This is a genomic window from Lentzea indica (assembly GCF_012184385.1).
Lineage (GTDB): Bacteria > Actinomycetota > Actinomycetes > Mycobacteriales > Pseudonocardiaceae > Lentzea > Lentzea indica.
Genome location: NZ_VSRL01000102.1, coordinates 1 through 22,303 on the forward strand (window position 1 = coordinate 1; position 22,303 = coordinate 22,303).

The 22,303-nt window shown below is 66.1% G+C and carries 19 protein-coding genes and 2 pseudogenes; 11 read left to right on the top strand and 10 right to left on the bottom strand.

Translation table 11 applies throughout. The annotated features are described in order from the left end of the window. Positions 1-32 precede the first annotated feature (32 nt). A complete protein-coding gene (locus tag FXN61_RS50200) occupies positions 33-344 on the bottom strand; it encodes a hypothetical protein (protein WP_188135491.1) in 312 nt (103 codons plus the stop codon). Further along, on the bottom strand, positions 299-1,513 hold the full coding sequence (locus FXN61_RS57120; protein ID WP_188135487.1) for an AfsR/SARP family transcriptional regulator: 1,215 nt from the start codon (positions 1,511-1,513) through the stop codon (positions 299-301). Before FXN61_RS57120 ends, FXN61_RS50200 begins: the two co-directional genes overlap by 46 nt. 118 nt (positions 1,514-1,631) lie before the next feature. On the opposite strand from FXN61_RS57120, the gene FXN61_RS25780 reads away from it, so the two are divergent. Both FXN61_RS25780 and FXN61_RS25785 read left to right on the top strand, forming a co-directional pair. After that, complete coding sequence (locus tag FXN61_RS25780) at positions 1,632-2,003, top strand: hypothetical protein (RefSeq protein ID WP_167976613.1); 372 nt, start codon at positions 1,632-1,634, stop codon at positions 2,001-2,003. A gap of 139 nt (positions 2,004-2,142) precedes the next feature. Continuing rightward, a complete protein-coding gene (locus FXN61_RS25785) occupies positions 2,143-3,276 on the top strand; it encodes an endonuclease/exonuclease/phosphatase family protein (protein ID WP_167976614.1) in 1,134 nt (377 codons plus the stop codon). Here the strand turns inward: FXN61_RS25785 and FXN61_RS25790 are convergent. Then, positions 3,273-3,563 (bottom strand): DUF1905 domain-containing protein, encoded by a 291-nt coding sequence (locus tag FXN61_RS25790; protein ID WP_167976615.1) that lies wholly within the window; start codon positions 3,561-3,563, stop codon positions 3,273-3,275. The two genes, FXN61_RS25785 and FXN61_RS25790, sit on opposite strands and share 4 nt — an antisense overlap. A 141-nt stretch (positions 3,564-3,704) precedes the next feature. Between FXN61_RS25790 and FXN61_RS55660 the strand changes: the two genes are divergently transcribed. Genes FXN61_RS55660 through FXN61_RS25810 form a run of 5 tightly spaced genes read left to right on the top strand, consistent with a single transcriptional unit; the run spans position 3,705 to position 9,574 of the window. Then, positions 3,705-4,088, top strand: a complete 384-nt coding sequence (locus FXN61_RS55660; protein ID WP_312877991.1) for a substrate-binding domain-containing protein — start codon at positions 3,705-3,707, stop codon at positions 4,086-4,088. Next, positions 4,061-4,714 carry an extracellular solute-binding protein gene (locus FXN61_RS25795; RefSeq protein WP_312877992.1) on the top strand — a complete coding sequence of 218 codons (654 nt, stop codon included), beginning with the start codon at positions 4,061-4,063 and terminating at the stop codon, positions 4,712-4,714. The genes FXN61_RS55660 and FXN61_RS25795 overlap by 28 nt, the downstream gene beginning before the upstream one ends. Before the next feature lie 5 nt (positions 4,715-4,719). Beyond that, positions 4,720-6,216, top strand: a complete 1,497-nt coding sequence (locus FXN61_RS25800) for an ABC transporter permease (protein WP_312877993.1) — start codon at positions 4,720-4,722, stop codon at positions 6,214-6,216. Beyond that, positions 6,213-7,214 carry an ABC transporter ATP-binding protein gene (locus FXN61_RS25805; RefSeq protein WP_167976616.1) on the top strand — a complete coding sequence of 334 codons (1,002 nt, stop codon included), beginning with the start codon at positions 6,213-6,215 and terminating at the stop codon, positions 7,212-7,214. Before FXN61_RS25800 ends, FXN61_RS25805 begins: the two co-directional genes overlap by 4 nt. Beyond that, the gene (locus FXN61_RS25810) at positions 7,211-9,574 is read left to right on the top strand and encodes an AMP-binding protein (RefSeq protein WP_167976617.1); all 2,364 of its coding nucleotides are present in this window, start codon (positions 7,211-7,213) and stop codon (positions 9,572-9,574) included. The genes FXN61_RS25805 and FXN61_RS25810 overlap by 4 nt, the downstream gene beginning before the upstream one ends. 78 nt (positions 9,575-9,652) lie before the next feature. On the opposite strand, the gene FXN61_RS50865 is transcribed toward FXN61_RS25810, so the two are convergent. Both FXN61_RS50865 and FXN61_RS55665 read right to left on the bottom strand, forming a co-directional pair. Then, complete coding sequence (locus tag FXN61_RS50865; RefSeq protein ID WP_223165590.1) at positions 9,653-10,189, bottom strand: hypothetical protein; 537 nt, start codon at positions 10,187-10,189, stop codon at positions 9,653-9,655. A 118-nt stretch (positions 10,190-10,307) separates the two neighbouring features. Continuing rightward, a complete protein-coding gene (locus FXN61_RS55665) occupies positions 10,308-10,577 on the bottom strand; it encodes a helix-turn-helix domain-containing protein (RefSeq protein ID WP_312877994.1) in 270 nt (89 codons plus the stop codon). Between the two features lie 719 nt (positions 10,578-11,296). Between FXN61_RS55665 and FXN61_RS50875 the strand changes: the two are divergent. The 4 genes and pseudogenes from FXN61_RS50875 to FXN61_RS25840 all read left to right on the top strand — a co-directional run. Beyond that, a pseudogene (locus FXN61_RS50875) lies at positions 11,297-11,725 on the top strand (VMAP-C domain-containing protein); the annotation flags it as partial. Between the two features lie 13 nt (positions 11,726-11,738). Next, positions 11,739-12,811: pseudogene (locus FXN61_RS25830) on the top strand (AAA family ATPase). Positions 12,812-12,902: 91 nt separating this feature from the next. Further along, positions 12,903-15,971, top strand: a complete 3,069-nt coding sequence (fxsT, locus tag FXN61_RS54570; protein ID WP_167976619.1) for an FxSxx-COOH system tetratricopeptide repeat protein — start codon at positions 12,903-12,905, stop codon at positions 15,969-15,971. Then, positions 15,968-17,152, top strand: a complete 1,185-nt coding sequence (locus tag FXN61_RS25840; protein ID WP_167976620.1) for a hypothetical protein — start codon at positions 15,968-15,970, stop codon at positions 17,150-17,152. The genes fxsT and FXN61_RS25840 overlap by 4 nt, the downstream gene beginning before the upstream one ends. Here FXN61_RS25840 and FXN61_RS25845 read toward each other — a convergent pair. The 5 genes from FXN61_RS25845 to FXN61_RS25860 all read right to left on the bottom strand — a co-directional run bounded on the left by FXN61_RS25845 (position 17,102) and on the right by FXN61_RS25860 (position 22,302). Beyond that, on the bottom strand, positions 17,102-17,692 hold the full coding sequence (locus FXN61_RS25845) for a hypothetical protein (RefSeq protein WP_167976621.1): 591 nt from the start codon (positions 17,690-17,692) through the stop codon (positions 17,102-17,104). The genes FXN61_RS25840 and FXN61_RS25845 overlap by 51 nt on opposite strands. Before the next feature lie 248 nt (positions 17,693-17,940). After that, complete coding sequence (locus FXN61_RS54575) at positions 17,941-18,066, bottom strand: hypothetical protein (RefSeq protein ID WP_281360663.1); 126 nt, start codon at positions 18,064-18,066, stop codon at positions 17,941-17,943. A gap of 101 nt (positions 18,067-18,167) precedes the next feature. Further along, entirely contained in the window at positions 18,168-20,150 is a 1,983-nt protein-coding gene (locus tag FXN61_RS25850) for a hypothetical protein (RefSeq protein WP_167976622.1), read from the bottom strand. 335 nt (positions 20,151-20,485) lie between these two features. Continuing rightward, positions 20,486-20,767, bottom strand: a complete 282-nt coding sequence (locus FXN61_RS25855) for a hypothetical protein (protein WP_167976623.1) — start codon at positions 20,765-20,767, stop codon at positions 20,486-20,488. 1,049 nt (positions 20,768-21,816) lie between these two features. After that, positions 21,817-22,302, bottom strand: a complete 486-nt coding sequence (locus FXN61_RS25860) for a hypothetical protein (protein ID WP_167976624.1) — start codon at positions 22,300-22,302, stop codon at positions 21,817-21,819. Position 22,303: the final 1 nt, after the last annotated feature.

The following is a 22,303-nucleotide window of genomic DNA, read 5'->3' on the forward strand; positions in this document are numbered from 1 at the left end:
CTCACGGCCGCCGTGCCCACGGTCCCGAGCAATCAGAACGCGCGCGCCGCCTCGTCCGACAGTGCCGCCACGGACCACGAGAACACCGCGCGCAGGTTCGTGCCGATCTCGCCCGCGTCCAGCGCGTCGAGCGGCTGTTCCCGCAGCTCCTCCGCGAACGCCGCCAGCGGGAAGTCCGGTTCCATCGCGGCCCGTGCGGCGACGATCGACAACGCCAGCGGCAGCCCGCCGCACCAGCTCACCAGGTCCGCGACCACCTCGGGTTCCGCGTCCACGCGAGCGGCCCCGAGCCGTGCGGTCAGGAACTCGCGGGCGTCAGCCGAGTGCAGGACGTCCAGAGACACCGACCTGGCACCGTGCGCGGCCACCAGCCCTGCCAGCTTGAGCCGGCTCGTGACCAGCACGGTCGCGTTCGAGCCCGGCAGCAGCGGCACGACCTGCTCGGTCGAACGGGCGTTGTCCAGCAGCACCAGCATGCGGCGACCCGCGACCACGCTCCGGTAGCGCGCGGCCCGCGCGCCAGGCCGGACGGGATCGTCTCCTCCCCCAACGCCTCCAGGAACTCGCGCAGCACCGTCTCCGGTGGCGTCGGCTCGGCGGACGGGTCGAAGCCGCGCAGGTTCACGTACAGCTGGCCGTCCGGGAACGCGTCCAGGTGCCGATGAGCCCAGTGCAACGCCAGCGCGGTCTTCCCGATCCCGCCCGTGCCGCCGATCGCGGTGATCACGACGGTTCCCGACGACCCCAGCGCGGCGAGTTCCTCGGCGCGTCCGGTGAACCACGGGTGCGGTGCGGGCAACTGGCGAGGGCCGTCAGCGCGCGGCTCCGAGTCGCCGGCCAGGATCCGCTGGTGCACGTCCTGCAGCGGCTTGCTCGGATCCGCCCCGAGCTCGTCGGCGAGGCGGCGCCGCACGGTTTCGTAGTGCCGCAACGCCTCCGCGTCGTTGCCCGACAGGTGCAGCGCCAGCATCAGTTGCGCGGCAAGGCGTTCGTCGTGCGGACGCTCGTCGACCATTTGGCGCAACGCAGGCAGCATCACGGCGTGCCGGCCGTCCGCGAGCGCCACGTCGTTGCGATCCAGCTCGGCGGCGATGCGTTCGGCGTGCAGGCTCTCCCGCAGCACGTCGAACCACGGCGACTCGAGCCCCTCCAGCGCCTGCCCGCGCCACAGCCCCAGCGCCGCGTCGAACTGGCGATCCCGCACGAACGCCCGGAAGCGGAACAGATCGACCTGCGACGGGTCCACGGTGAGCCGGTAACCGGCCGGCGAACGCTCGATGTCCAGTCCGAGCAGCTTACGGAGCTTTGACACGTATCCGTAGAGCGTCTCGCGCGCTCTCAGCGGCGCCCGCTCGCCCCAGACGCGGTCGAGCAGCCGGTCGACCGGCACCGGCCTTCCCTCCTCCAGCAGCAGCGCGACCAGCACGGATCGTTGCCGGACGTGGCCGATCTCGACCACCTCGCCCCGGTCTCGCACCTCGACGGCACCGAGCAGCCCGAACTCCAAGATCACCCCTCCGCAGCGGATTCAAGGTTCATCCTAGGTTCGTCCTTGATCAAACGGGCAACGTCGTGGTCACGGGCCGAACGGCTCGTGGGAGATCTCCCGAATCAGCTATCGAGGGGTATTCGTGAAGTCTCGCAATCTCGTTCTGGCCGCCGCAGGTCTCGGTCTCGCGCTCAGCGGGCTGGTCCCGGCAGTCGCCAGCGCGGAGACCTCCGGCGACGTGTCCGTCCAGGACGTGCACCGCAAGTCGGCGAACTGCGCTTCGCCGAGCGGTCAGAAGATCAACATCTCCTGGGGCGACGGCAGCGTCACCACGACGGTCTACTACAACAACCACTGCAACCAGGCTCGCGCGATCGAGCTGGAGTTCGTGCGCGAGAACGGTGAGCGCTTCAACAAGTGCTTCGTCGCGCCGAGGCGGTCGCAGGGCGACAAGAAGATCGACAACAGCAACCCGAACAAGGTGTCGATCCTGAACCGCGCCACCTGCCCGTGATCGGGTAACGGATGCCAGGAAGGCCCCGGTCACCACTGACCCGGCAGCCCAGCCACGGGGCCTTCCACCATCCGTGCGGCGAAAGATCACCCGACCAGACCAGGGCGTGCCCGTATATCCACATGCGACCCTGGAACTGATGAGCACCACGCGAATCGGGTCGTTCAACGTGGAGAACATGTTCGAACGCCCCAAAGTGATGGGCCGCAACGCGACCAAGCACGCGGCTCCGATTCTGGCCGCCCACGCCAGGTTCAACGAGCTCATCGCCGCCGAGACCTACACGCAAGAGGTCAAGGAGGAACTCAAGGAACACCTGACGACGCTGGAGTTGCTCAGGGGTGACCGGAGCAAGTACGCGATCCTCAGGCGCATCCGCGGCAGGTTCCTGGCACGGCACCGCACCGGCGAAACCTCAGTCGTGGCAAGCGGTCGCGAGTCCTGGGTCGGCTGGGTGGAGCTCACCACCGAACCCATCAGCGAGCTCGCCACGCGGCACACCGCCCAGGTGATGCGCGACGTCGGCGCCCACGTCCTCGGCGTGGTCGAGGCCGAGTCCCGCGAGCTGCTGCACATGTTCTCCGCCAGCATGCTCAAGCACGTCGGCTGGACCCCGTACGAGGAGGTCCACCTCATCGACGGCAACGACGAGCGCGGCATCAACGTGGGGTTGCTGACGCGCGACTCCCACGAGGTCATCACCATCCGGACGCACGTGTACGCCAAGGACAGCTCCGGCGTGATCTTCTCCAGGGACTGCGCCGAGTACCACGTCCGCACACCCGCGGGCCCCGAGGTCGTCGTGCTGGTGAACCACCTGAAGTCCAAGGGCTACGGCTCTCCCGGCGACCCGATCGGCGCCCGCCGCCGGTTCCGCCAGGCGGTGCGCATCGCCCGCATCGTGAACCGGCTGCGCGACGAGGGCCACGAGCACATCGCCGTCGTCGGCGACCTCAACGACACCGTGGAAAGCGAGGCGTTGCGCCCGCTCTTCCAGCGCACCGGCCTGAAGGACATCAGCGAGCACGAGAACTTCGACTGGGACCACCGGCTCGGCACGTACCGCGGCACCAACGAGCGCGGCAAGATCGACTACGTCCTGCTGACCCCAGAACTGTTCGCCAAGGCGACCGGCGGTGGCGTGTTCCGCAAGGGCGTGTGGCGTGGCCCCAGGACCAAGAACCGTTGGGACGTCTACGAAAGCATGACCAACGAGGTGCACGCGGCCAGCGACCACGCCGCCATCTACGCCGACATCGACTGGAGCGCCTAAACCACCTCGACGGTCACCTCGACGACGTCTCCAGGCCCCACACCCTCCTTCTTGCGCACGGCCGCCTTGATCGGCAGCACGTAGCAGCCGGATTGCTTGTCCGGGAAGACCGACGTCGACCACGAAGAGGCGCCCACGCCGACGCGGACCTTCACGGAACCGAACCCGGCGCCGGGCGTGGCGATTTCGCGGATCTGCTCCGAAACGTCCTCCGGCAGCGTCACGAAAGTCCACGTGTCCAGGCGGCGGGCGTCCCACAGCCACAATTCGGCGTCGAAGACGAACATGGTCACATTATGGGCCCGAACAGGTGATGTGCCGGGCGTCGCATCACGTAATGGCATCCACGTCTTGAATGCGCCTTAGGTTAGCTTTACCTTGTCGTCGACACCCGTTCTGACCTGGGGGTGAGTCGAGGAGGACTGCTGGTGAGGCGTCGTGCACGCACCGTGACGTTGGTCGCTGCTCTGTTGGCGTCGACGTTGACGGCCTGCAGTTCCGCGAACGACCTGGTCATTTACTCCGGCCGCAACGAGCAACTGGTCGGCGCACTCCTCGACCAGCTCGAAGACGCCGTCGGAATCAGTGTCGAGGTCCGCTACGGCGGCAGCGGCGAAATGGCCGCGCAGCTGCTGGAGGAAGGTCAGGGCACCGAAGCCGACCTGTTCTTCTCGCAGGACGCCGGCGCGCTCGGCGCGGTGAGCGCGCAGGGCAGGCTGGCCGAGCTGCCCGCGGACGTGCTGGGCATGGTGCCGCCGGGCTACCAGCGCGCGACAAGCGCTGGGTGGCCACAAGCGCCCGCGCGCGCGTGATCGCCTACGACCCACGCGTGGTGCAGGAGAGCGAGCTGCCCAAGTCGATCGAGGACGTCGTCGACCCGAAGTGGAAGGGCAAGATCGGCTACGCCCCGACGAACGGGTCGTGGCAGGCCTTCGTCACGTCGGTGCGCGTGCTCAAGGGCGAGGACTACGCCAAGGACTGGCTGAAGAAGTTCGCCGCCAACGAGCCGAAGCGCTTTGACAACAACAACAGCATTCTCAAGGCCGTCGACGAGGGCCAGCTCCCGTTTGGACTGATCAACCACTACTACTGGTACGCCATGGTCACGGAAAAGGGCGGCGAGTCCAACGTGAAGGCCCGGCTGCACCGGGTCGGCGGTGGTGATCCGCTCGCCCTGGTCAACGTGGCCGGTGTCGGGATCGTCCAGGGCAGCAACCAGAGCGAGGCGGCGCAGAAGGCCGTCCGGTTCCTGCTGTCCGAGCGGGCGCAGCGGCACTTCGCCGACGTGACCGCCGAGTACCCGGCGAACCCCGGCGTGAAGTCGAGCAAGCACCAGCTGCCGTCGATCACGGAACTGCAGGCACCCGACATCGACCTCTCCAAGCTGTCGTCGCTGCAGGAGACGGTGAAGCTGTTGCAGGAAGCGGGGTTGTCCTGAGGCCCGTGCACCGGGCCGCTCCAGCTCTCACCTCGCTCTCCCTCCTGGTCGCCGCGGCGGCCGTGCTGCCGCTGGCGTACCTGGCGGTGCGTTCGTTCGAACGCGGCGGGGGCGTCGTGTGGGACGTGCTGGCGCGGACCCGGACCGCGGAACTGGCACTGCGAAGCCTGTCCCTCGCGGTGGCGGTGACGGCCGCGTGTCTCGTCCTGGGCGTGCTCAGCGCGTGGCTCGTGGTGCGGTCGGACCTGCCGGGACGCCGGGCTTTCGGCGTGCTGCTGGTGTTGCCGCTGGCGGTGCCGTCCTACGTCGCCGGGTTCACCTGGATCTCCGTGCTGCCGGACCTCACCGGGTTCGCCGGCGCGTTCGTCGTGCTGACGCTGGTGTCCTATCCGTACGTGCTGCTGCCGGTCGCGGCGGCCCTGCGCACGGCGGATCCGGCGGTGGAGGAGGTCGCGCGGTCGCTCGGCCGGACGAGTCGTCAGGTGTTCTTCTCCGTGACGCTGCGGCAGATCCGGCCGTCGGCGCTCGCGGGCGGTTTGCTCGTGGCGCTGTACGTGCTGAGCGACTTCGGTGCCGTGTCGCTGATGCGGTACGAGGCGTTCACGCTCGGCATCTACACCAGCTACCGGGCGACGTTCGACCGCACGCCCGCCGCGATCCTCGGGCTGATCCTGGTGTTGCTGGCGATCGCGCTGACCCTGGGCGAACGCAGGGCGCGCGGTGTGGTCGCACATCGCGGTCGTCGTCAGCCGCTGACGGTGCCGCTGGGGCGGGCTCGGGTGCCGGCGTTGGCGGGTTCGGTGGCGTTGATCCTGCTGACGCTCGGGGTTCCGGTGGCCAGCCTGGTGTGGTGGCTCGTGGAGGGCACGTCGACGTTCTCCCTTGCCGACGTGCTGGCGACCACCGGGAACACCGTCGCGGTGTCGGCGTTCGGCGCGTTGCTGACACTGCTGCTGGCGCTGCCGGTGGGGATTCTGGCCGCACGGCATCAAGGCCGGCTCGCACGAGGGGTCGAGCTGGCCAGCTTCGCGGGGCACGCGCTGCCGGGCATCACCGTCGGGCTGGCGTTGGTGTTCTTCGGGATTCGGTTCGCTCCGGCGCTGTACCAGACGATGCCGATGCTGGCGTTCGCGTACGCGGTGCTGTTCCTGCCGTTGGCGGTCGGGGCCGTGCGCACGGGTGTGGCGCACGCGCCGCCGGTGCTGGAGGACGTCTCGCGGTCGCTCGGACACGGGCGGTTGCAGACCGGGCTGCGGGTGACCGTGCCGCTGGCAGCGCCGGGGATTCTCGCCGGCACCGCGCTGGTGTTCCTGACGTGTGCCAAGGAGTTGCCTGCCACGTTGCTGCTGCGGCCGACCGGAGTGGACACCTTGGCCACCGAGCTGTGGACGCGCACCGAGGTCGCCGCGTACGCCGCGGCGGCGCCCTATGCGGCGGTTTTGCTCGTAGTCGCAGCGATTCCGGCCGTTGCCCTGGACCGGTTTGTGGGAGGTGAGCGGTGAGCGGCTTGACGGTCAAGCGACTGGTCGCGGGTTACGGCGGAGAGCCCGTGCTGCGCGAGGTCGACTTCGAGGTGCCCGAGGGCGGACTGCTCGCTGTGCTGGGACCTTCCGGCTGCGGCAAGACGACGCTGCTGCGGGTGCTGGCCGGGTTCCACCCGGTTTCCTCCGGTGAGGTGTGGCTGGGCGGCAGGCAGCTGACCTCCGAGGTGCCGCCGGAGCGGCGTGGGATCGGGATCGTGCCACAGGAGGGCGCGTTGTTCCCGCACCTCAGCGTGGCAGGGAACGTCGGGTTCGGGCTCAGGCGGGGTGAGCGCGGTGAGCGGGTCGACGAGCTGCTCGACCTCGTGGGACTGAGCGGGTTCGGCGCGCGGATGCCAGGCGAGCTGTCCGGCGGGCAGGCGCAACGGGTCGCGTTGGCGCGTGCGCTGGCGCCACGGCCCGGCGTCGTGCTGCTCGACGAGCCGTTCTCCGCGTTGGACGCAGGTCTGCGCGAGGAGCTTCGGGCTGACGTTCGCGCGACTCTGAAAGCGGCCGACGCGACAGCGTTGCTCGTGACGCACGACCAGGAAGAAGCGCTGGGGATCGCGGATCACGTGGTGGTGCTGAGGGATGGCGCCGTGGCGCAGTTCGCGAGGCCGCAGACGATCTACACCTCGCCCGCTGATCTCGGGGTGGCGTTGTTCGTGGGCGAGGCGGTGACGTTCCCCGGCGTCGCCGGCGCCGGCCGGGTCGAGACGCCGCTCGGGACGTTGCCGACGTCAGGGGCCGGGCCTGGCACGGTCTTGTTGCGACCAGAACAGCTGATCCTCGGGCCGACCGGTGTTCCGTCCACTGTGGACGACGTGCTGTTCCACGGGCACGACGCGACGGTTCTGCTGCGCCTCGCGGACGGCACACAGGTGCGGGCACGCGTGCAGGGCCGGATTTCGGTGCGGGCCGGGGACTCGGTGACGGTGTCGGTCGACGGGCCGGCGTTGTTCTTCGAGGATACGCCGTGACGGCCACGGCGGACCTCGGGTTCGCGGACAACCTCGCGGTGCACGGCGACCGGCTCGCGCTGGTGACCTCTGCCGGACCGCTCACCTATCGCGATCTGGATCAACGGGTTTCCGTTGCTCTCGAACGGCTCGGCACGACCAGGCGGCTGGTGCTCCTGGCCGCAGAGAACGACGTCGACACCGTCGTGGCGTACCTGGCCGCGTTGCGCGGCAGGCACCCGGTCATTCTGGCTTCAGCCGCACAGGTTCCGGCACTGACGTCCGTGTACGACCCGGATGTGGTGATCTCGGGTTCGTGGACGGAACGGCACGAGGGCACGGTGCACTCGCTGCACCCCGAGCTGGCGCTGCTGCTGTCGACGTCCGGCACGACGGGATCGCCGAAGCTGGTGCGGCTGAGCGCGGACAACCTCGCCGCGAACGCCGCCTCGATCGGCTCGTACCTGGACATCCGGCCGTCCGACTGCGCCATCACGTCGTTGCCGCTGCACTACTGCTACGGCCTGTCGGTCGTGAACAGCAACCTCGCGCGCGGCGCCGGCCTCGTGCTGACCGGGCGTTCGGTCATCGAGCCGGAGTTCTGGGACCTCGTGCGTTCCCACGGCGTGACGAGCCTGCACGGCGTGCCGCACACGTTCAGACTGCTCGACGGCGTCGGCTTCGAGGACATGGACCTGCCATCGCTGCGGTACGTGACGCAGGCCGGCGGACGGCTGGCTCCTCATGATGTCGTCCGCTACGCCTCGATGGGCGCTGAGCGCGGCTGGCGGTTCTTCGTGATGTACGGCCAGACCGAGGCCACCGCGCGCATGGCGTACCTGCCACCTTCGCTGGCTCAGTCACACCCGTCCGCGATCGGTGTGGCGATCCCCGGCGGGAACCTGCGCATCGACGACGGCGAACTCGTCTACAGTGGACCCAACGTGATGCTCGGCTACGCCCACACGCCAGAGGACCTGGCCCTGGGGCGCACGACGTTCGAACTCCGGACCGGCGACCTGGGTTCGCTGGACGACGGCCTGTTCTCCGTGACGGGCCGCAAGAACCGGTTCGTGAAGCCGTTCGGGCTGCGCGTCGACCTCGACCAGGTGGAACGCTCACTCGCCGCGGACGGCCTCCGCGTGGCCTGCACGGGTGACGACAACGGCCTGGTCGTCGCGGTGCTCGGCGACCCCGACCGCGCGGTGCGGCTGATCCGTGCCCTGACGGGCCTGCCCGCTACTGCAGTCCGCGCCCATGCCGTGACATCGATCCCGTTGCTGTCCAACGGAAAAGTAGACTACCGGGCCGTCGTGGCACCATCGGACCGCGCGTGCACGTCTGTCCGCGAGGTGTTCGCGTCCGTCCTGGGCGTGCGTGCCGTGCCGTCGGACGCAACGTTCAACTCCCTGGGCGGCGACTCGCTGCGGTACGTGCAGATGACCGTGCAGCTGCAACGGTTGCTGGGCGACCTACCGACGTCCTGGCCGACGATGCCGGTGTCGTCGCTGGAAGAACTCCGCGTCACCCACCGCCGCGTTCCAATGATCGACACCACGATCGTGTTGCGGGCGTTGGCGATCCTGCTGATCGTGGGCTCGCACGTCGGGTTCTTCAAAGTGCTCGGCGGCGCCCACCTGCTGCTCGTGGTCGCGGGCTGGAACCTCGCCCGGTTCCTGCTGCCCGCGCATCCACTCCGGATCCTGCGGGCGGCGGCGTTCATCGCGGTCCCCACCGCGCTCTGGCTCGTCTACCGGATGGCGGTCACGGACGACGTGACCATCGACAACGTCTTGCTGGTCAACAACTTCACCCGCGTCGGCGCTGCCGGGTACTGGTTCGTCGAAGTCGTCGTGCACGTGCTTCTGCTGTGCACGTTGGTTTTCGCAGTGCCGGTGGTCAGACGCTGGGAAGAGCGGCACAGCTACGCCTTCGCACTCGTGATGCTCGGCCTGACGCTGGCTTTGAGGTTCACCATCGACGGCGACTTCTTCGCCCGCAACATGACCACCATCGGGGCAGCGTGGTTCGTCGCGCTCGGCTGGCTCGCCCACCGCTCCCCCGCGCTGTGGCAGAAATGCCTCGTCGTGGGAGTCGTGGTAGCGATGGTCCCCGGCCAGATGGAGGACCTCTCGCGCGAGATCGTCGTCATCGCCGGCCTGATCCTGCTGCTCTCCCTGGCCCGCGTACCGGTGCCGCGCGGCCTGCTCACCCCGATCAGCCTGCTGGCCAGCGCGTCGCTCGCGATCTACCTGACGCACTACGCGGTGTTCCCGCACCTGCAGCCCCAGGTGCCGTCGCCGGTCGTGTGGGTGGTGTGCATCGCGGTGGGCGTGCTGGCGTGGCTCGGGATCACCAAGGCGGTCAAAGTGGCGCGCTGATGTTGGGAAGCGGTCGAGGACTCGGTTGCCACGACGGTCCGGCTCTCCTTAGTGGTGTGTGTCTGAGACACCTGACCTTCAGTCCGTCAGGTGGCGAAGCATCTCACGGTGTTCTTGCGCGCCCGCTTCATCTGGGAAGGTGGCCGCCAACACCGTGCCCAGGTCTTGCGACACCATCGGCAACGAGGGCAAGGACTTACGATCACTGTTGAGCGCAAGCCTCCCTTGTTCGATCGCGCCTTCGAGGTCTCCGTTGCGCGCAGCAACCACACCCAATGTGATTCGTGCTTCGGCGATCCGCATTGGCGCACGTTCGGTGCCGTCGAAGTCCGAGCATCTGCATGCCCCCGTCGTGGCGGTGGTAGGTCGCCCGCAGCCGTTTCGGCTTGGTCTGTGGCCGCCAGGCTTTCCTTTGCGTGGTAGCAGGTTCAGTGGTCCGAACTCGTCCACGCAGATCACCCGGCCGTCGGTGGGCGGGTGGTCGTAGAGATCGAGTATCCGCTGCATCTTGGGGATGAAGTCCGAGCCCGGTGAGGCCTTCCAGGTGGTGGTCTGCCACGTGATCCCGGCGTCGCGCAGGATGCGGCGCAGGGTCTCCCGGCTGATCGCGGCCACGGTGCCGTGCTCGAGCAGGTGGTCCCGCAGCTTGGCCAGTGACCAGGTGGCGAACGCGGTGATGCCTCAGTCGGCGGGGGACGTCCGGGCGATCAGGCAGATCCGGTCACGGATCTGCTCACCGATCGTCTTCGGGCGTCCCCCTCCATTTTGGGTCCAGCGCCGCGAACCCCCGTTCGTTGAACGCGTGGATGACGTTGCGCACGTAGTCCTCGCTGACCTGCATCAACGAGGCGATGTCCCGGACGACTTGGCCCTGGCCGGACATCAGCACCACGATCGCCCGCCGCAGCCGGACCGCATCCTTCAAACTCCGGCTGATCCGCTGCAGCTTGCGGCCCTCGTCCATCGACAACGGCTGGACGAACACGCTCAGTCGACGAGCCACAATCACCTCCCGCACTCGACATGCGGGACCAGCCTGCCGGTCGGCGTGGAAGATCGATTACCGGGCCGACGATCTGCGACGAGCCACTAGACAACCGGCTCTTGCGAATCCATCAACGCGCGACCCGTCCGATCACGTTCTTCGATCGAAGACGTGCCCATGCCAGCCGTTTACCGGATCCTGAAGAACGTCCTCCCTCAAACGGACCGCATCAGGATGCGACGTGAGCACGGAAGATCCCGGAGTGAGAGCGGTGCCCGCCTGACGGACTCGGTCGAGCAGAACGTGCGCAAGTGGGGCGCGCGCACGCCCTGGAGGAGCTCCGCGAGACCCGCCTGTCTATCCAGACGGAGCCGCACCTGCACCTGATGTTCGCGATCGAGCTGGACTCGATCGATTCAGGCAGGTGCATCCTCCCCTTGTGGCGCCAGGACGACCATCTCGATTGGCCACCACAACGCGGTGGAGTTCACGAGTTGAGCATAGACGACTTCGAACGCAGGTCGACGAAGTCGATCGTCGAGGCTGAGGGCGCATGGTCCGATCAGGCCACGTCCGTGACCTTAAATTTCTTATGGCACACCAGATGCTTCAAATGCCGGTCTACGGCTGGCGGAAAGAACACGGTTCCCGGGATCCACGCCGGCATGTGCTCAGCTACACCGTGATCTTGAGATCGCTCGAACGAGCCGTACGCAAAACACTGACATCGACCCTGGCAGGTGCGATGGAACTCTACGTGGGATACCTCAGGGACGGATCAAATTCACTCTTATAGAGCAGTGCCGAACGGTGACAATCCGATCGATGCCGTGCTGAGTGATTCCAGATGGATTGGGCTGGTAATGGACGAACCACCATCCGCTCGCCCTGAGTCGCGCGCCGCACCAGAGTCCCTGACGGCGGCACTGAGAGCTGGCCTGCCAGTGATCTTGTGGCATCCGAGCGCAGCTCCTGACGACCTGCGCCCGCTCATCGACCGCCTGGCCGGTGGGCCTGGTGGCGTGCTCGATCTGCTGGAACAGCGCAGGGCGGCCCATCTGTCCGCAGGCGTCGACGACCTCGTGAGAGATCTCGTGGTGCTGTGGGACGACCCGAACAGAACCTTCGTTTTCGATCAACCGTCGTTGAACCCGGCCGGACAGTGAGGGGGCAGGACGGATGAGCGCGAACGAGCCGAGAGTGGACGCCCGCCAGCCGGGCGAGGCGCCTGACTGGTGGATCTACCGGGGAACCGGCCGTCCCATGTACGACATCGACCTGGCCCAGATCCTTCCGCCCCCTCCGCCTTGGCGGAACTACGGAGGGCCCCTGCCTTCGTCGGACGGGCATCCACCGGAGGACGACGGCGAGGCGAGCCGCAGACTCGGTTCGGAGTTCCACCTGACCGAGCAGCACGTCGATCCCCGCGAGCTCGACATGGTCAACGCGAGCCTGTACCTCCGGCGGCCGCTGCTGTTGACGGGGAAACCAGGTGTCGGCAAGTCCGCCCTCGCGTACCGCATCGCGCGCGAGCTGCGGCTCGGCCGGGTGCTCAAATGGTCGATTTCGACACACACGACTCTGACGTCGGGCTTGTACCGCTACGACGCCATCGGCCGGTTGCAGGCGGCCGCGACAAGCCAGCAGCGATCCGACCCCGTGGAAGATCCCCCGATCGGGGATTTCATCCGATTGGGCCCACTGGGAACCGCGTTCCTTCCCAGAAAACTGCCGCGCGTTCTCCTGATCGACGAATTGGACAAAAGCGAGTCGGACCTCCCCAACAATCTTCTGAGCATCTTCGAGGACGGGGAGTTCGTCATCGACGAGCTGGCTCGCGTTCGCCATTCTGCGCACGAGATGACGGTGCACACCGCCGACCTGGACGAGACGGCGACCGTGACAGATGGCCGGGTCAGGTGCTATGCGTTCCCGATCGTCATCATGACGAGCAACGGTGAACGCGAGTTCCCGCCCGCATTTCTTCGCCGCGCACTCCAGCTGGAAATCAAGGATCCCAACGTTGAACAACTGGCCGCGATGGTGGCCAACCGCCTTTGGACCCGGACGGCCAGCACAGCGACACCCTGGTGCGGGTGTTCGTGGAGAAGAGTCGCGCGGAAGGTGGAATTCCTGCGGATCGGCTGCTCGATGCCGTTTATCTGGCGACTTCGGGCGCCTACAAGCCAGATGGTGTCGCCTGGCCGCGACTGATCGACTCGCTGTGGCATCGACTGACGACGGGTAGATGACATGGGTACGCCCAGCGGCGCTCCCGGTCCGCCTGGTGGTCGAGGCAGGACCCACACCGCCGAGACAGCGCACCCCGACAACCCCGAACTCGTGATCGACGGCCTCGACTGGGCCGAGCTGGGAGACATCGTCTGGCTGGCCTCTGCCGTCCAGTCCACCCGCCCCGAACGCCCAGCGCCCGAGGAAGTCAAGCCTGAGCACTTGGAGCCCGAGCACGTCCAGCAGCCGCCCGCCGACGTCGCCGACCCCGGCCTGGAACGCGAGCTACCCGATCGTGAGGCTCCTCCGGTCGACGCACCAGAGCCGGCCGTCTCGGCACCGCCGGACGAACCGGCACGGGCGGACTTCGCGGCAGTACCGGAGTTCCTTTCTCCGTCCGACAACGGCGATCACACCAGCAGCGCCCCGCCGATCGATTCACTCGAGTGCTTCCGAGCCTTGCGGCCGCTCAAACGCGAGATGCGCTCGTGGCGCGACGACGCGATGGTCCTGGACGAGGAGTCGACGGCAGACCAGGTAGCGCAGACGGGTCGTTGGTGGCCGGTGACTCGGCCGCGAATGGAACGATGGCTCGACCTGACGCTCGTCGTTGACCGCAGTCCGCTGATGGCGCTGTGGCAGTCGCAGGTCGCCGCGTTCACCGAGATGCTGAGCCGGCTCGGGGCGTTCCGCACGATCCAGATCCGTCTCCTCGAAGTCGTTCAGAACCCCGACGGTTCGACGGTCCCGATGCTGCGAGGTGGCACCGCGGAGACACCCCCGCGGAATCCCGCCGAAATCGTGGACGCGTCCGGCAGGCGGGTCGTCCTGCTGCTGACTGACGGCGTGGGTGACACCTGGAGGCCTGACGTCCTGCTGCCGATGCTGGCGATGTGGGGGCGCACGATGCCGGTGAGCGTCGTACACCTGCTGCCCCAGTGGCTCTGGGAACGGGGCCGAGTGCGAACCCACAGGCTCGAGGTGAGCGTTCACGGGGCGATGAAGCCCAACAACCTCTGGATCTTCGACCTGCCCGACGCCTGGCTGGAGCCTGATCCGGCATCGCTGACGCGCCACGACACCGTGCTGGTACCAGTGATCGAGATGCGACCGCGCTGGCTACGCTGGTGGAGCAGCTTGATCACGGACGAGAGCCCTGGCCCGGGCACCGGCGCAGTCCTGCTGGCCACCCGCGACGCGCCGACCGTGCAGGCCAAGCTTCTGCCGGCGCAGGACCACATGCGCCAATTCCGTACTCGGGCGTCACCTCCGGCCTTGCGGCTGGCCACCCTGCTGGCCGCGATTCCCGCACACCTGGACATCGCTCAATCAATTCGGCAACGATTCGTACCGGAAGCTGGCACTGAGCACCTCGGCGAATTGCTCCTGCATGAACTCTTGTACCCTGCCGGTCCGGAGGACCACGAGTTCATTCGGGACAGCACAGCGTTTGCCTTCCCAGAGGCAGTTCGTGAACTGCTACTCAGCGGCGCGCGGCGGTCCGAGACTGCCGGCGTTGTTCAGGCTGCCGCCGCTGAGTTCTCGGACCGTCTCCCCGTCCTCGCACGCCTCCGAGATGCCATTGCAGACCCCCACAACACACCGGACCCCGAACCGACCAACACGAACCCAGCAGATGTGGAGCTGGAGCGCGCAGTCATGAGGGCCCTGTCCGGCCCATACTTGTCCCGTGCGAGCCGACTACAAAAAGTCGTGCCGCACGGAACTTCCGTTTCGCTAGCCTCTGAATCAATCAGAGGCAGCGTGAGCAGGACTGCGAGCGAGGACATGCCCGAATTGGCCGAGCGGCCCAGCTATTATGCGGCAACTCCTACAATGGACGCCCACTTGACTCGGCCCAGCTATTCCACCACTCCTTACTCACCCGTCGACTCTTCTGCTGATCACGCTTTGCCTGGCCCGCACACGTTCCACAAACGACAGACAGACGATCCGCCACCCGTTTGGGGAAATGTGCCGCCCCGAAATCCCAACTTCACCGGCCGGGAGGAAGTGCTCGGACAACTGAGCAAACGCCTGACCGCAGGCGGCACCACTGCGGTACTGCCCTCCGCGCTGCACGGCATGGGCGGTATCGGCAAAACCCAGATGGCGACCGAGTACATCTACCGCCATTCACAGGACTACGACCTCATCTGGTGGATCGAAGCCGCCCGCGCGACCCAGATCCGCGCCAGCCTGACCGATTTGGGCAGGCAACTGGGCCTGCCAGGAGCGGCGGAGTCGAACACGGAGGTACCACCTGTCCGCGAGGCGCTGCGCCTCGGCAGACTGTTCCGCCGGTGGCTGCTCATCTTCGACGCGGCGGAGAGCTCTGAGGAGGTGTTGCCGTCCATCCCCACGAACGGTCCTGGCGAAGTGCTCATCACTTCGCGCAACCCGGACTGGGTCGGCGTGGCGAGGCCGCTTGAACTCGCGGTGTTCGAACGTGAGGAGAGCATTGAACTGCTGGGCAAGCGGGGGCTCGGAGACCTCCCGCTGGCAGTCGAGCAGGCAGCGGCCTGGCGAGCGATGACCGGCATGCCGGTGACCGAGTACGTGCGCCTCCTCGAGGATTCGGGCGCGGAAATCCACGACACCTCACCACCACCGGCCCACAAGGTCTCGGTCGCCGTGGCGTGGAACCTCTTGTTCGACGAACTGCAGACGCACAACGCCGCGGCCCTACAGCTACTCCACATCTGCGCTTTCTTCTCAACAGAGCCGATTCCCGTGGCCTGTTCACCGGCATCAACAGCAAGTCGAGACGCCCGACAGATGGTTCCACAGGAGCATCGGGCGACCGATGCACTACATCGACCCACTCGCCAGGTTCGGCAGGCCTCCGCCGGAGGACAATCGCGAGGCGGACTGCTGGTTGGGCTCGGAGTTCTTCCCCGCCGAGCAGCGCGGCGATCCCCACGCCTCGACATGGTCAACACCAGCCTCTACTCGCGCCAGCCATATCTGCCCACCTACAAGCTGGACGTCGACACGTCAGTGCTCTCCTACCGCATCGCATGGGAACTCCTATTTAGGAGGGCGCCCGCGCTGACGTGTGCAGACGCGCCGGAGAGCGTCTCGCGCCCGGCTCGCCGGCTGAGGGAGACCCGACGGACCGATCAACGCTTTTGCTGCCGCGGCACCCGGCGTGGCAGTCCGCGAGCGAGGTGGTCGTGAACGCCCAGGTCCAGCACCGCTACGTGTGCGAGGTGCTCCTCGCGGCGAACCGCACGGCGAACTGGGGACGAACCCGCGGGCTGTACGAACAGATCCGCCACATCCACCGTTCCGCGCGCCCGGTGCCCGGCGTCGTGCGGGACGCCCTTGCCGAGGACCTGGCAGGCCTCGCCTTCAGCTACGAAGGCCAGGAGCACCTCTTCGCGGAACACGCGCTCGGCGTGCTCGCCGAGGTGGACGGCCGCGAGACCTTCGACAGCGCCCTCTTCCTGGAGTATTACCTCGATCGTTCCGGTGTGGCGGACGGCTTTCCATCGCTCCTCGAGACCGTCGTGGAAACCAGCCGTCGCCATCGCGACGCACGGCGGTTCGCGCAGGCACTCGCGGGCACCAGCACTTCCTGCGTGCTCTGCGGATCGATGAGCTACGGGCCGTTCTACAACGTGCACGGGCACCATGACGAGAAGCCGGCATCTGACCTGGACCTGGTCATCGTGATCGACAACGCGGCACAACTGGACGGAATCGCCGAGCGGATGCTCGGGCTCGACGGAGTCGACCACACGTCGGTCGAACAGCTCAGGGCACGCGCCGCAGTCTTCGTTGACCGGTTCGACGACGGGGCGACCGCCTTCAGTCACAAGGTGAGGCTCTGGACGAACGAGGTCGACCAGTGGCTGGACGGCACCGGCCTGCGAGGTGACTACGTCGTGAGCCTGCACTTTCTGACTCGGCGCGTTCTCGGCTACGTGCTGGTCGAGTCAAGCGCGGAGCTGACCAGATCCGGCGCGGGCAGGCTGCGCAACGTCCGAGACTTCCGCGACACGGCGACGCAGCGCGCGGACCTGCCTCGCACATTCGCGGGACGCGAGTACCCGGCCGCCCCTCAGGTTGAGGAGGTGGAGGCGGGATGGCTCCGCTGGGCGACCGCATACCTATTCGACGAGACGGACAGTTACTGCCCCGGCTTCCTGCAGACCATCCTGCTGCCCGAGCCGAAGGTGCTCTGGGACGGCCTGGGCGTGCGTGCTCCGATCGTCACCTTCGTGCGCAAGCTCCATGACCGGTGCCGCCTCGAACGAGGCAGCAACCCAAACGCTCTACTTCGTCCCAGCCTGGCCCACGTCCGACTAGACGTCTTCGCGCCGCACGTCGTTCGCCGGTTTGACCAGGACGTCTGAGGCCGGAAACCGGCTCGGAGTGTCACGACCGGCGAGCAGTAGCGCGTTGCTCAGCCCTAGCTCGGTGCGTGCATGGGTGATGAACTCCCGTTCGTGCGCCCAAAGCGCGTCGAACTCGGCGGAGGGAAGCTCGTCCACACTGCGCGTGGCACGGCTGGCCGCCAGCTTTCTGGCCTGGTGCACCATCGCCGACGAAGCTCGGATGAGTCCGGCCTGCTCGGTCACGAGCCGCAGCGACGTTTTCGCCGACTCAAGGCGCTCCTTGTACTTCGTGCCGGTCTCGTCGAAGAACGGCATGGCATCACCCGGCGCACGAGGCCTCGGCACGGCCGAGATGTGAGCATCCGCCTGCAGGAGGAATGCGACGTACTCGCGGAAGGCGTTGATGAACTCGGTGTAGGTGTTCAGGCGGATGTCACGCCACTGGCGATCCTGGTCACGCCGCCACAGCCGGTCCTGAGCACGCAGGGTGAGCCAGCCTCCGATCAGCACGGCGAGCATCGTCGCCGTCGCGGTGATGCTGACCTGAACCAAGCCCATTCGCGCCCCCGGTGCGGCCGTAGGTCACTTCGACCGTACCTCCACAGGGTTCGGGAGACGCAGGACCCATCGGGGTGACGTCCGCTGAGAACTCGTCGACCGCCATGTGACGTAGGTTGCGAAAGAGGATCAGGTTCCGGAAGGCGAACAGCTCATTGCCCGACATTCCCTCGACGTAGCGCTCGCCGCCCTTCTTCGCAGCAGCTTGTGGGGTGCCAGAACGCAGCCCGACGGTATTGAGCTCACCACTAACGACGCCACTGTGCGCCCGCGAGCACGTTCGGCGCACCGGGCGTGAGATAGCAGTGTGGGGCATCGGTTCGCCACTCGGCGAACGTGCTGGTGGAGACGAGGTCGGCGATGGGGAAGATCATGTCCCTGGCGGACGCCTGCTGGACGACTTCGCCGTTGAGGATCGGCCTGATCTCCAGATCACCTAGGTCGGAACCTCTTCCGGTGTCCCGCCGTCGCGCTCTCAGTGCGTGGCCGGCCTGAATTGAGCAACAAAGCCCTGAACGTCGACTAGGCAAAAAGGGACACCAGGAGCTCCGTCAGCAACAACCCCGTACTTTTCGATCGCCCGAGCAACCTTGCTATCTACCTCCTCATAAAACTGCGCTATCCGAAAAGTGTCAACCAAGAGCGCATTCAACGCACATACTAATATTGAGTGCGCCATTTCATGCTCACCAGAATCTATACGCCGCCGCGCCTCGTCCTCCACATTCCTTATTTTAGCAAGCCGTCTCTCGTCACGAGCGCGTGCTGCAGCCTGCATAAGAACCGCAGCCTGGCCGCGCATCAGCTCGGCCTCATCCGCAAACGCCTGTAGCCACAAGCGAACTCTCTGGCTAACCAAATCCCATGCATGCCCCACGTCGTGACCATCACCCAATCTCTCCTTGCCAACCAATGCGCGATACAGCTCAGGGCACTCCGGAGTGAGCACGGCAGGAGCGAAGTCACGGTCATACTCTTCTTCACCAAGCGCTTCTCGCGCCCTTACCAGCGGCCGAGCGTTCCCGAAATTAAGTTCCTTCACGCAAATCTGCACTGCATGATCGATTTGCCCGTGCCGCAGCAGCGTAACAACTGCATTGTTAACCGCCTCCGGATACCGGTCCGAAACGAGAGGCGCGAGCACGTCAACAGCACCAGCAGCGTCGCCTGCCAAGTCGAGTAGATCCGCCAATACTATAGCCGACTTCTGACTACCAAGCTCTAGCGCCCGATAGTACAGTACTGCGGCAAGAAAACTTCTTCCCCTCTCGTCGACGTACTGGGCCATGGAATGAAGTCTCGCGCCGTCATCCATACTTAATAGCGCTATGATGAAATTCTCAGGTGGGAACAATTCTTCCCGATCGCGTCGACCCGCCTGCTCAAGGTAGTCGGCCAGACGAAGAGACCGTTCCCGAACCCCGCTTTCACCTGGCTTGGAACGAATACGAATCAGCGGGCTATAAGAGCCGTGACACGGCGACGTCGCGATGGCGACTGACTGCTCGAACCAGTCCTCGTCCATCGCGTCGTAGCAGTCGTCGTCCAAGTAGGAGGGAGCGATCGCACGCAGCAAACTCTCCGGGATTTCCCGACCGCAGTCGAATCGCCGAAGGTCGATCGCGCCAGTGATGATCGCCCTCACTGCGCGAGGAGCGTTGCGATACATCTGAAGTAGAGCAGGAGCGCCAGCCAGGAACTGCGTCACTTTGCGCCGTCTGTCACGTCCCTGGGCGAGGGCAGCGCTCAATCGCGGATCGGCTTGGGCAGCCACGGTCGCGAGTGTCATCGCTGCATCATCGAACTCGTCAGCGACGGCGATGTCAGCGCCCATTAAGAGTTCGCGGGCGTGAGCATGACTGTCCACGGCCCCATGGCGCGGCAGCTTTGTCATGGTCCACCAGTGCTCCGGCCAGACGGTGCCCAACACGAGCACGGGTCCGTGGGATGGCGAGCGCAGCAGATCTCTCAAGCCTGCGGCGATGCGCTCCCCCATCTTTGCGTCGGCGGTTAGCAGATAGAACTGGATCTCGTTGAGCCAGATCACGGTGCAAGGGGGGATTCCTGCATTTAGGGCCCGTCCGAGAGCCTCAGGGCGATCCGGGTCGATCGGATGACACAGCCGCCAAGGGCGTTGGAGAGACCTGACCGCTTCCCAACACGACCTGGTCTTGCCGGTCGACGATCCGCCAATCAGCACCGCGATGCCACTCAAGCCCTGCTGCACCCGCTGAACGACTCGCTCGAGGTGCCGGTCATGAGCCCGCTCGATATACGTCGGGAGAGTTGGCAGCTTCAGAGCTGCCGCACCCGCGTCGACAGCTGGATGGATTTCGAGCTGCAGCGGATCGACCCATTCAGCAATGGGACGCATCCCGAGCCTGGACACGGATTGCGCAGAAAGATCATCCGAGACGTCCCCAGCAGGCGACGCCCGGTGGATGTTGATGGTGCCCACGCGTCCTGCTTGGACGACGCTGTGGACATCCGATGCGTCGACCCAGTTATCCGTGTTGCCGTCCGCTCCGTACATGGATCCTCCGCACAACACTGTTCGAACAACGTGGGCAGCCACCGTAGAACATGACAGGGAGGGCTTGGCCAGGATGGCCTCCATCGAAGGGCTACATCCCTGCCCGCTCGCACAAACAGATGTGCTGTCCTGCTAGGTGCCAGGGCGGGGCGGCAGACACACCAACACAGGCCCCCGGCAAGTCAGCTGTCGTTCAGCGCCCATGAGCCCCCGCAGCAGATCCTGGACGAACTTGCGCGACTCGCCCGCGTCCCAGTTGGTCACCACGGCCGGAATTCAGGCAGTGCGTGAATGAGGTGCCCGACACGTTGCTGATCCATCATGGGCCACTGCGCATACTGAGGCGCAAGCATGCAATGGAACGCACCACGTCCGAAAAGTTCCTCTAACAGATCGAGCGGACTGGCGATCAGGAGCCCGAATGGCCGGAACGCGTCTCGGTTCCGCAGGACCTTCGCATCCCTGTTCAGAAACACGAACGCCCCGACACGCACGGCCGCTTCGACGAGCATGGCGATCGTAGCCTGCAGGCACTCCCGCAAGAATGCACTGTAGCTCCTTATCTGGCAGACTCAGCAGGCCATCCCTTGATGGGGAGTCGTCTGCAGGCAGGCCGCTACCAACCAAGCGAAGCGCGGACACGAACTCTTCGAATGCGTTAATCCGGTCGCATCTCCGCTGGTCCGAGAGCTTCTTCTTGGCGTCGCTTATTGTTTGAGGAAGGATTAAAACGGATATCGCGCATGACCCAAAGCGCGAGCACGAGCTGCAACCCTTCCAGCTCGGAGTAGTAGTTCTCATCCATCGTTTCAGGCAACGGGTCCCCGCGCCAGAGCCTGGAACCGAATTGAAAGTAGTCGAGGAGCAGGTTGGTGGCCCACGCTACGAAGAGAGGCCCGCGCCCACGCCGACCTAGGAAGAGCCGCGGCCCATCGTCGTAGATGAAGTGTGGCCCCTCTGAGGCATGAACCGGTGCACCGATGAGCGCGGACCGGCTTCCACCTATGTCGAGCGCTTCTCGCAACCGAGCGGACACCGCGTTGACCAGGTGGAGTCCCCAACCTTCGAACCTCTTGTACTCCGCAGTGAAGTCTACGTAGAGGACGCTCGGAGGCTCTGGGGCTGTCACGACAAGTTCTGGTTCACGACCCGGACCGTGCAGGCCGATAGCCCGGTCGACAGAGCAGCGCGAAGACGAGTTGACTGCAGCTACCCGGTGATCCACACAATCAATAGAAGTACGGCCATGACATCAGGATTCTGTGCAAGTTGACTCTTCAGCTGCCGTCCCGTCCCGAAGCCACCCTCGCGGCGAACCCAGCCGCACTCACGATCCACATTCGGGACAGCATCGCTGATCGCTGTCCCGTTGTCGGGCATCTGCACATTGGCTGACAGCAGGCTCCATGCGCTGCGCGAGAGCCGTTCCACGCGACCATCGCCGGGACGGCTCTCGTCGATAAGAGGGCCAGGTCACTCACTCAACGCTGGGTAAGAGCTACGTGGGTGAATAGTGTGCGACTTCGTCACCGAGACCACCCCACCGAACAATGCCGACGTCCACAGGGACGGCCGGGGATCCCGATGGCGGTCAGAGCGGTGCGCTGATGTGGAAGTCCTCGTCGAACCGCGCAGCGAGCTCCTCCCCCATCCCATACGGCGCCCACCTCCGCACCAGCTCCAAGAACCCGAGCAGATCCCGCCGCACCACCAAAAGGAGCGCGGGCAGCTCGGCAATCCGGATCTCGCACGCCGGTCCGTCGGCGGACTCCGCGTCCGGCCACAACCGCGCCACGCCATCGCCGAACTCCAACCGAGGAGAAGGAGTGTGGCCGAGATAGGGCGTCCTACCTTCGAGCACATCCTGCCAGTCACGCCAGTTTTCCAGCCCGAAGCAACAACCCGCCTCGACCCGCACACCAGTTGCGGTGTCCCGCACCCGCAGTCCGCCGGCCGCGATGATCATTTCCTGCTCCAGCAACGCGCCGAGCAGCGCTGGACCGTCCGGCCCGGTCTCCTGGCCGTTGTTGTACTGCGCGATGGCCGCGAGTGCGCTGCCGACCTCGTCGCGCGACATT

What these genes read in the sequence shown, in the direction of transcription:
- FXN61_RS25785 (WP_167976614.1), top strand. Translation starts at nt 2,143, where the DNA reads ATGAGCACCACGCGAATCGGGTCGTTCAACGTGGAGAACATGTTCGAA.
- FXN61_RS25790 (WP_167976615.1), bottom strand. Translation starts at nt 3,563, where the DNA reads ATGTTCGTCTTCGACGCCGAATTGTGGCTGTGGGACGCCCGCCGCCTG.
- FXN61_RS54575 (WP_281360663.1), bottom strand. Translation starts at nt 18,066, where the DNA reads ATGATCTTCCCCATCGCCGACCTCGTCTCCACCAGCACGTTCGCCGAG.
- FXN61_RS25860 (WP_167976624.1), bottom strand. Translation starts at nt 22,302, where the DNA reads ATGTCGCGCGACGAGGTCGGCAGCGCACTCGCGGCCATCGCGCAGTAC.
- FXN61_RS25845 (WP_167976621.1), bottom strand. Translation starts at nt 17,692, where the DNA reads ATGGGCTTGGTTCAGGTCAGCATCACCGCGACGGCGACGATGCTCGCC.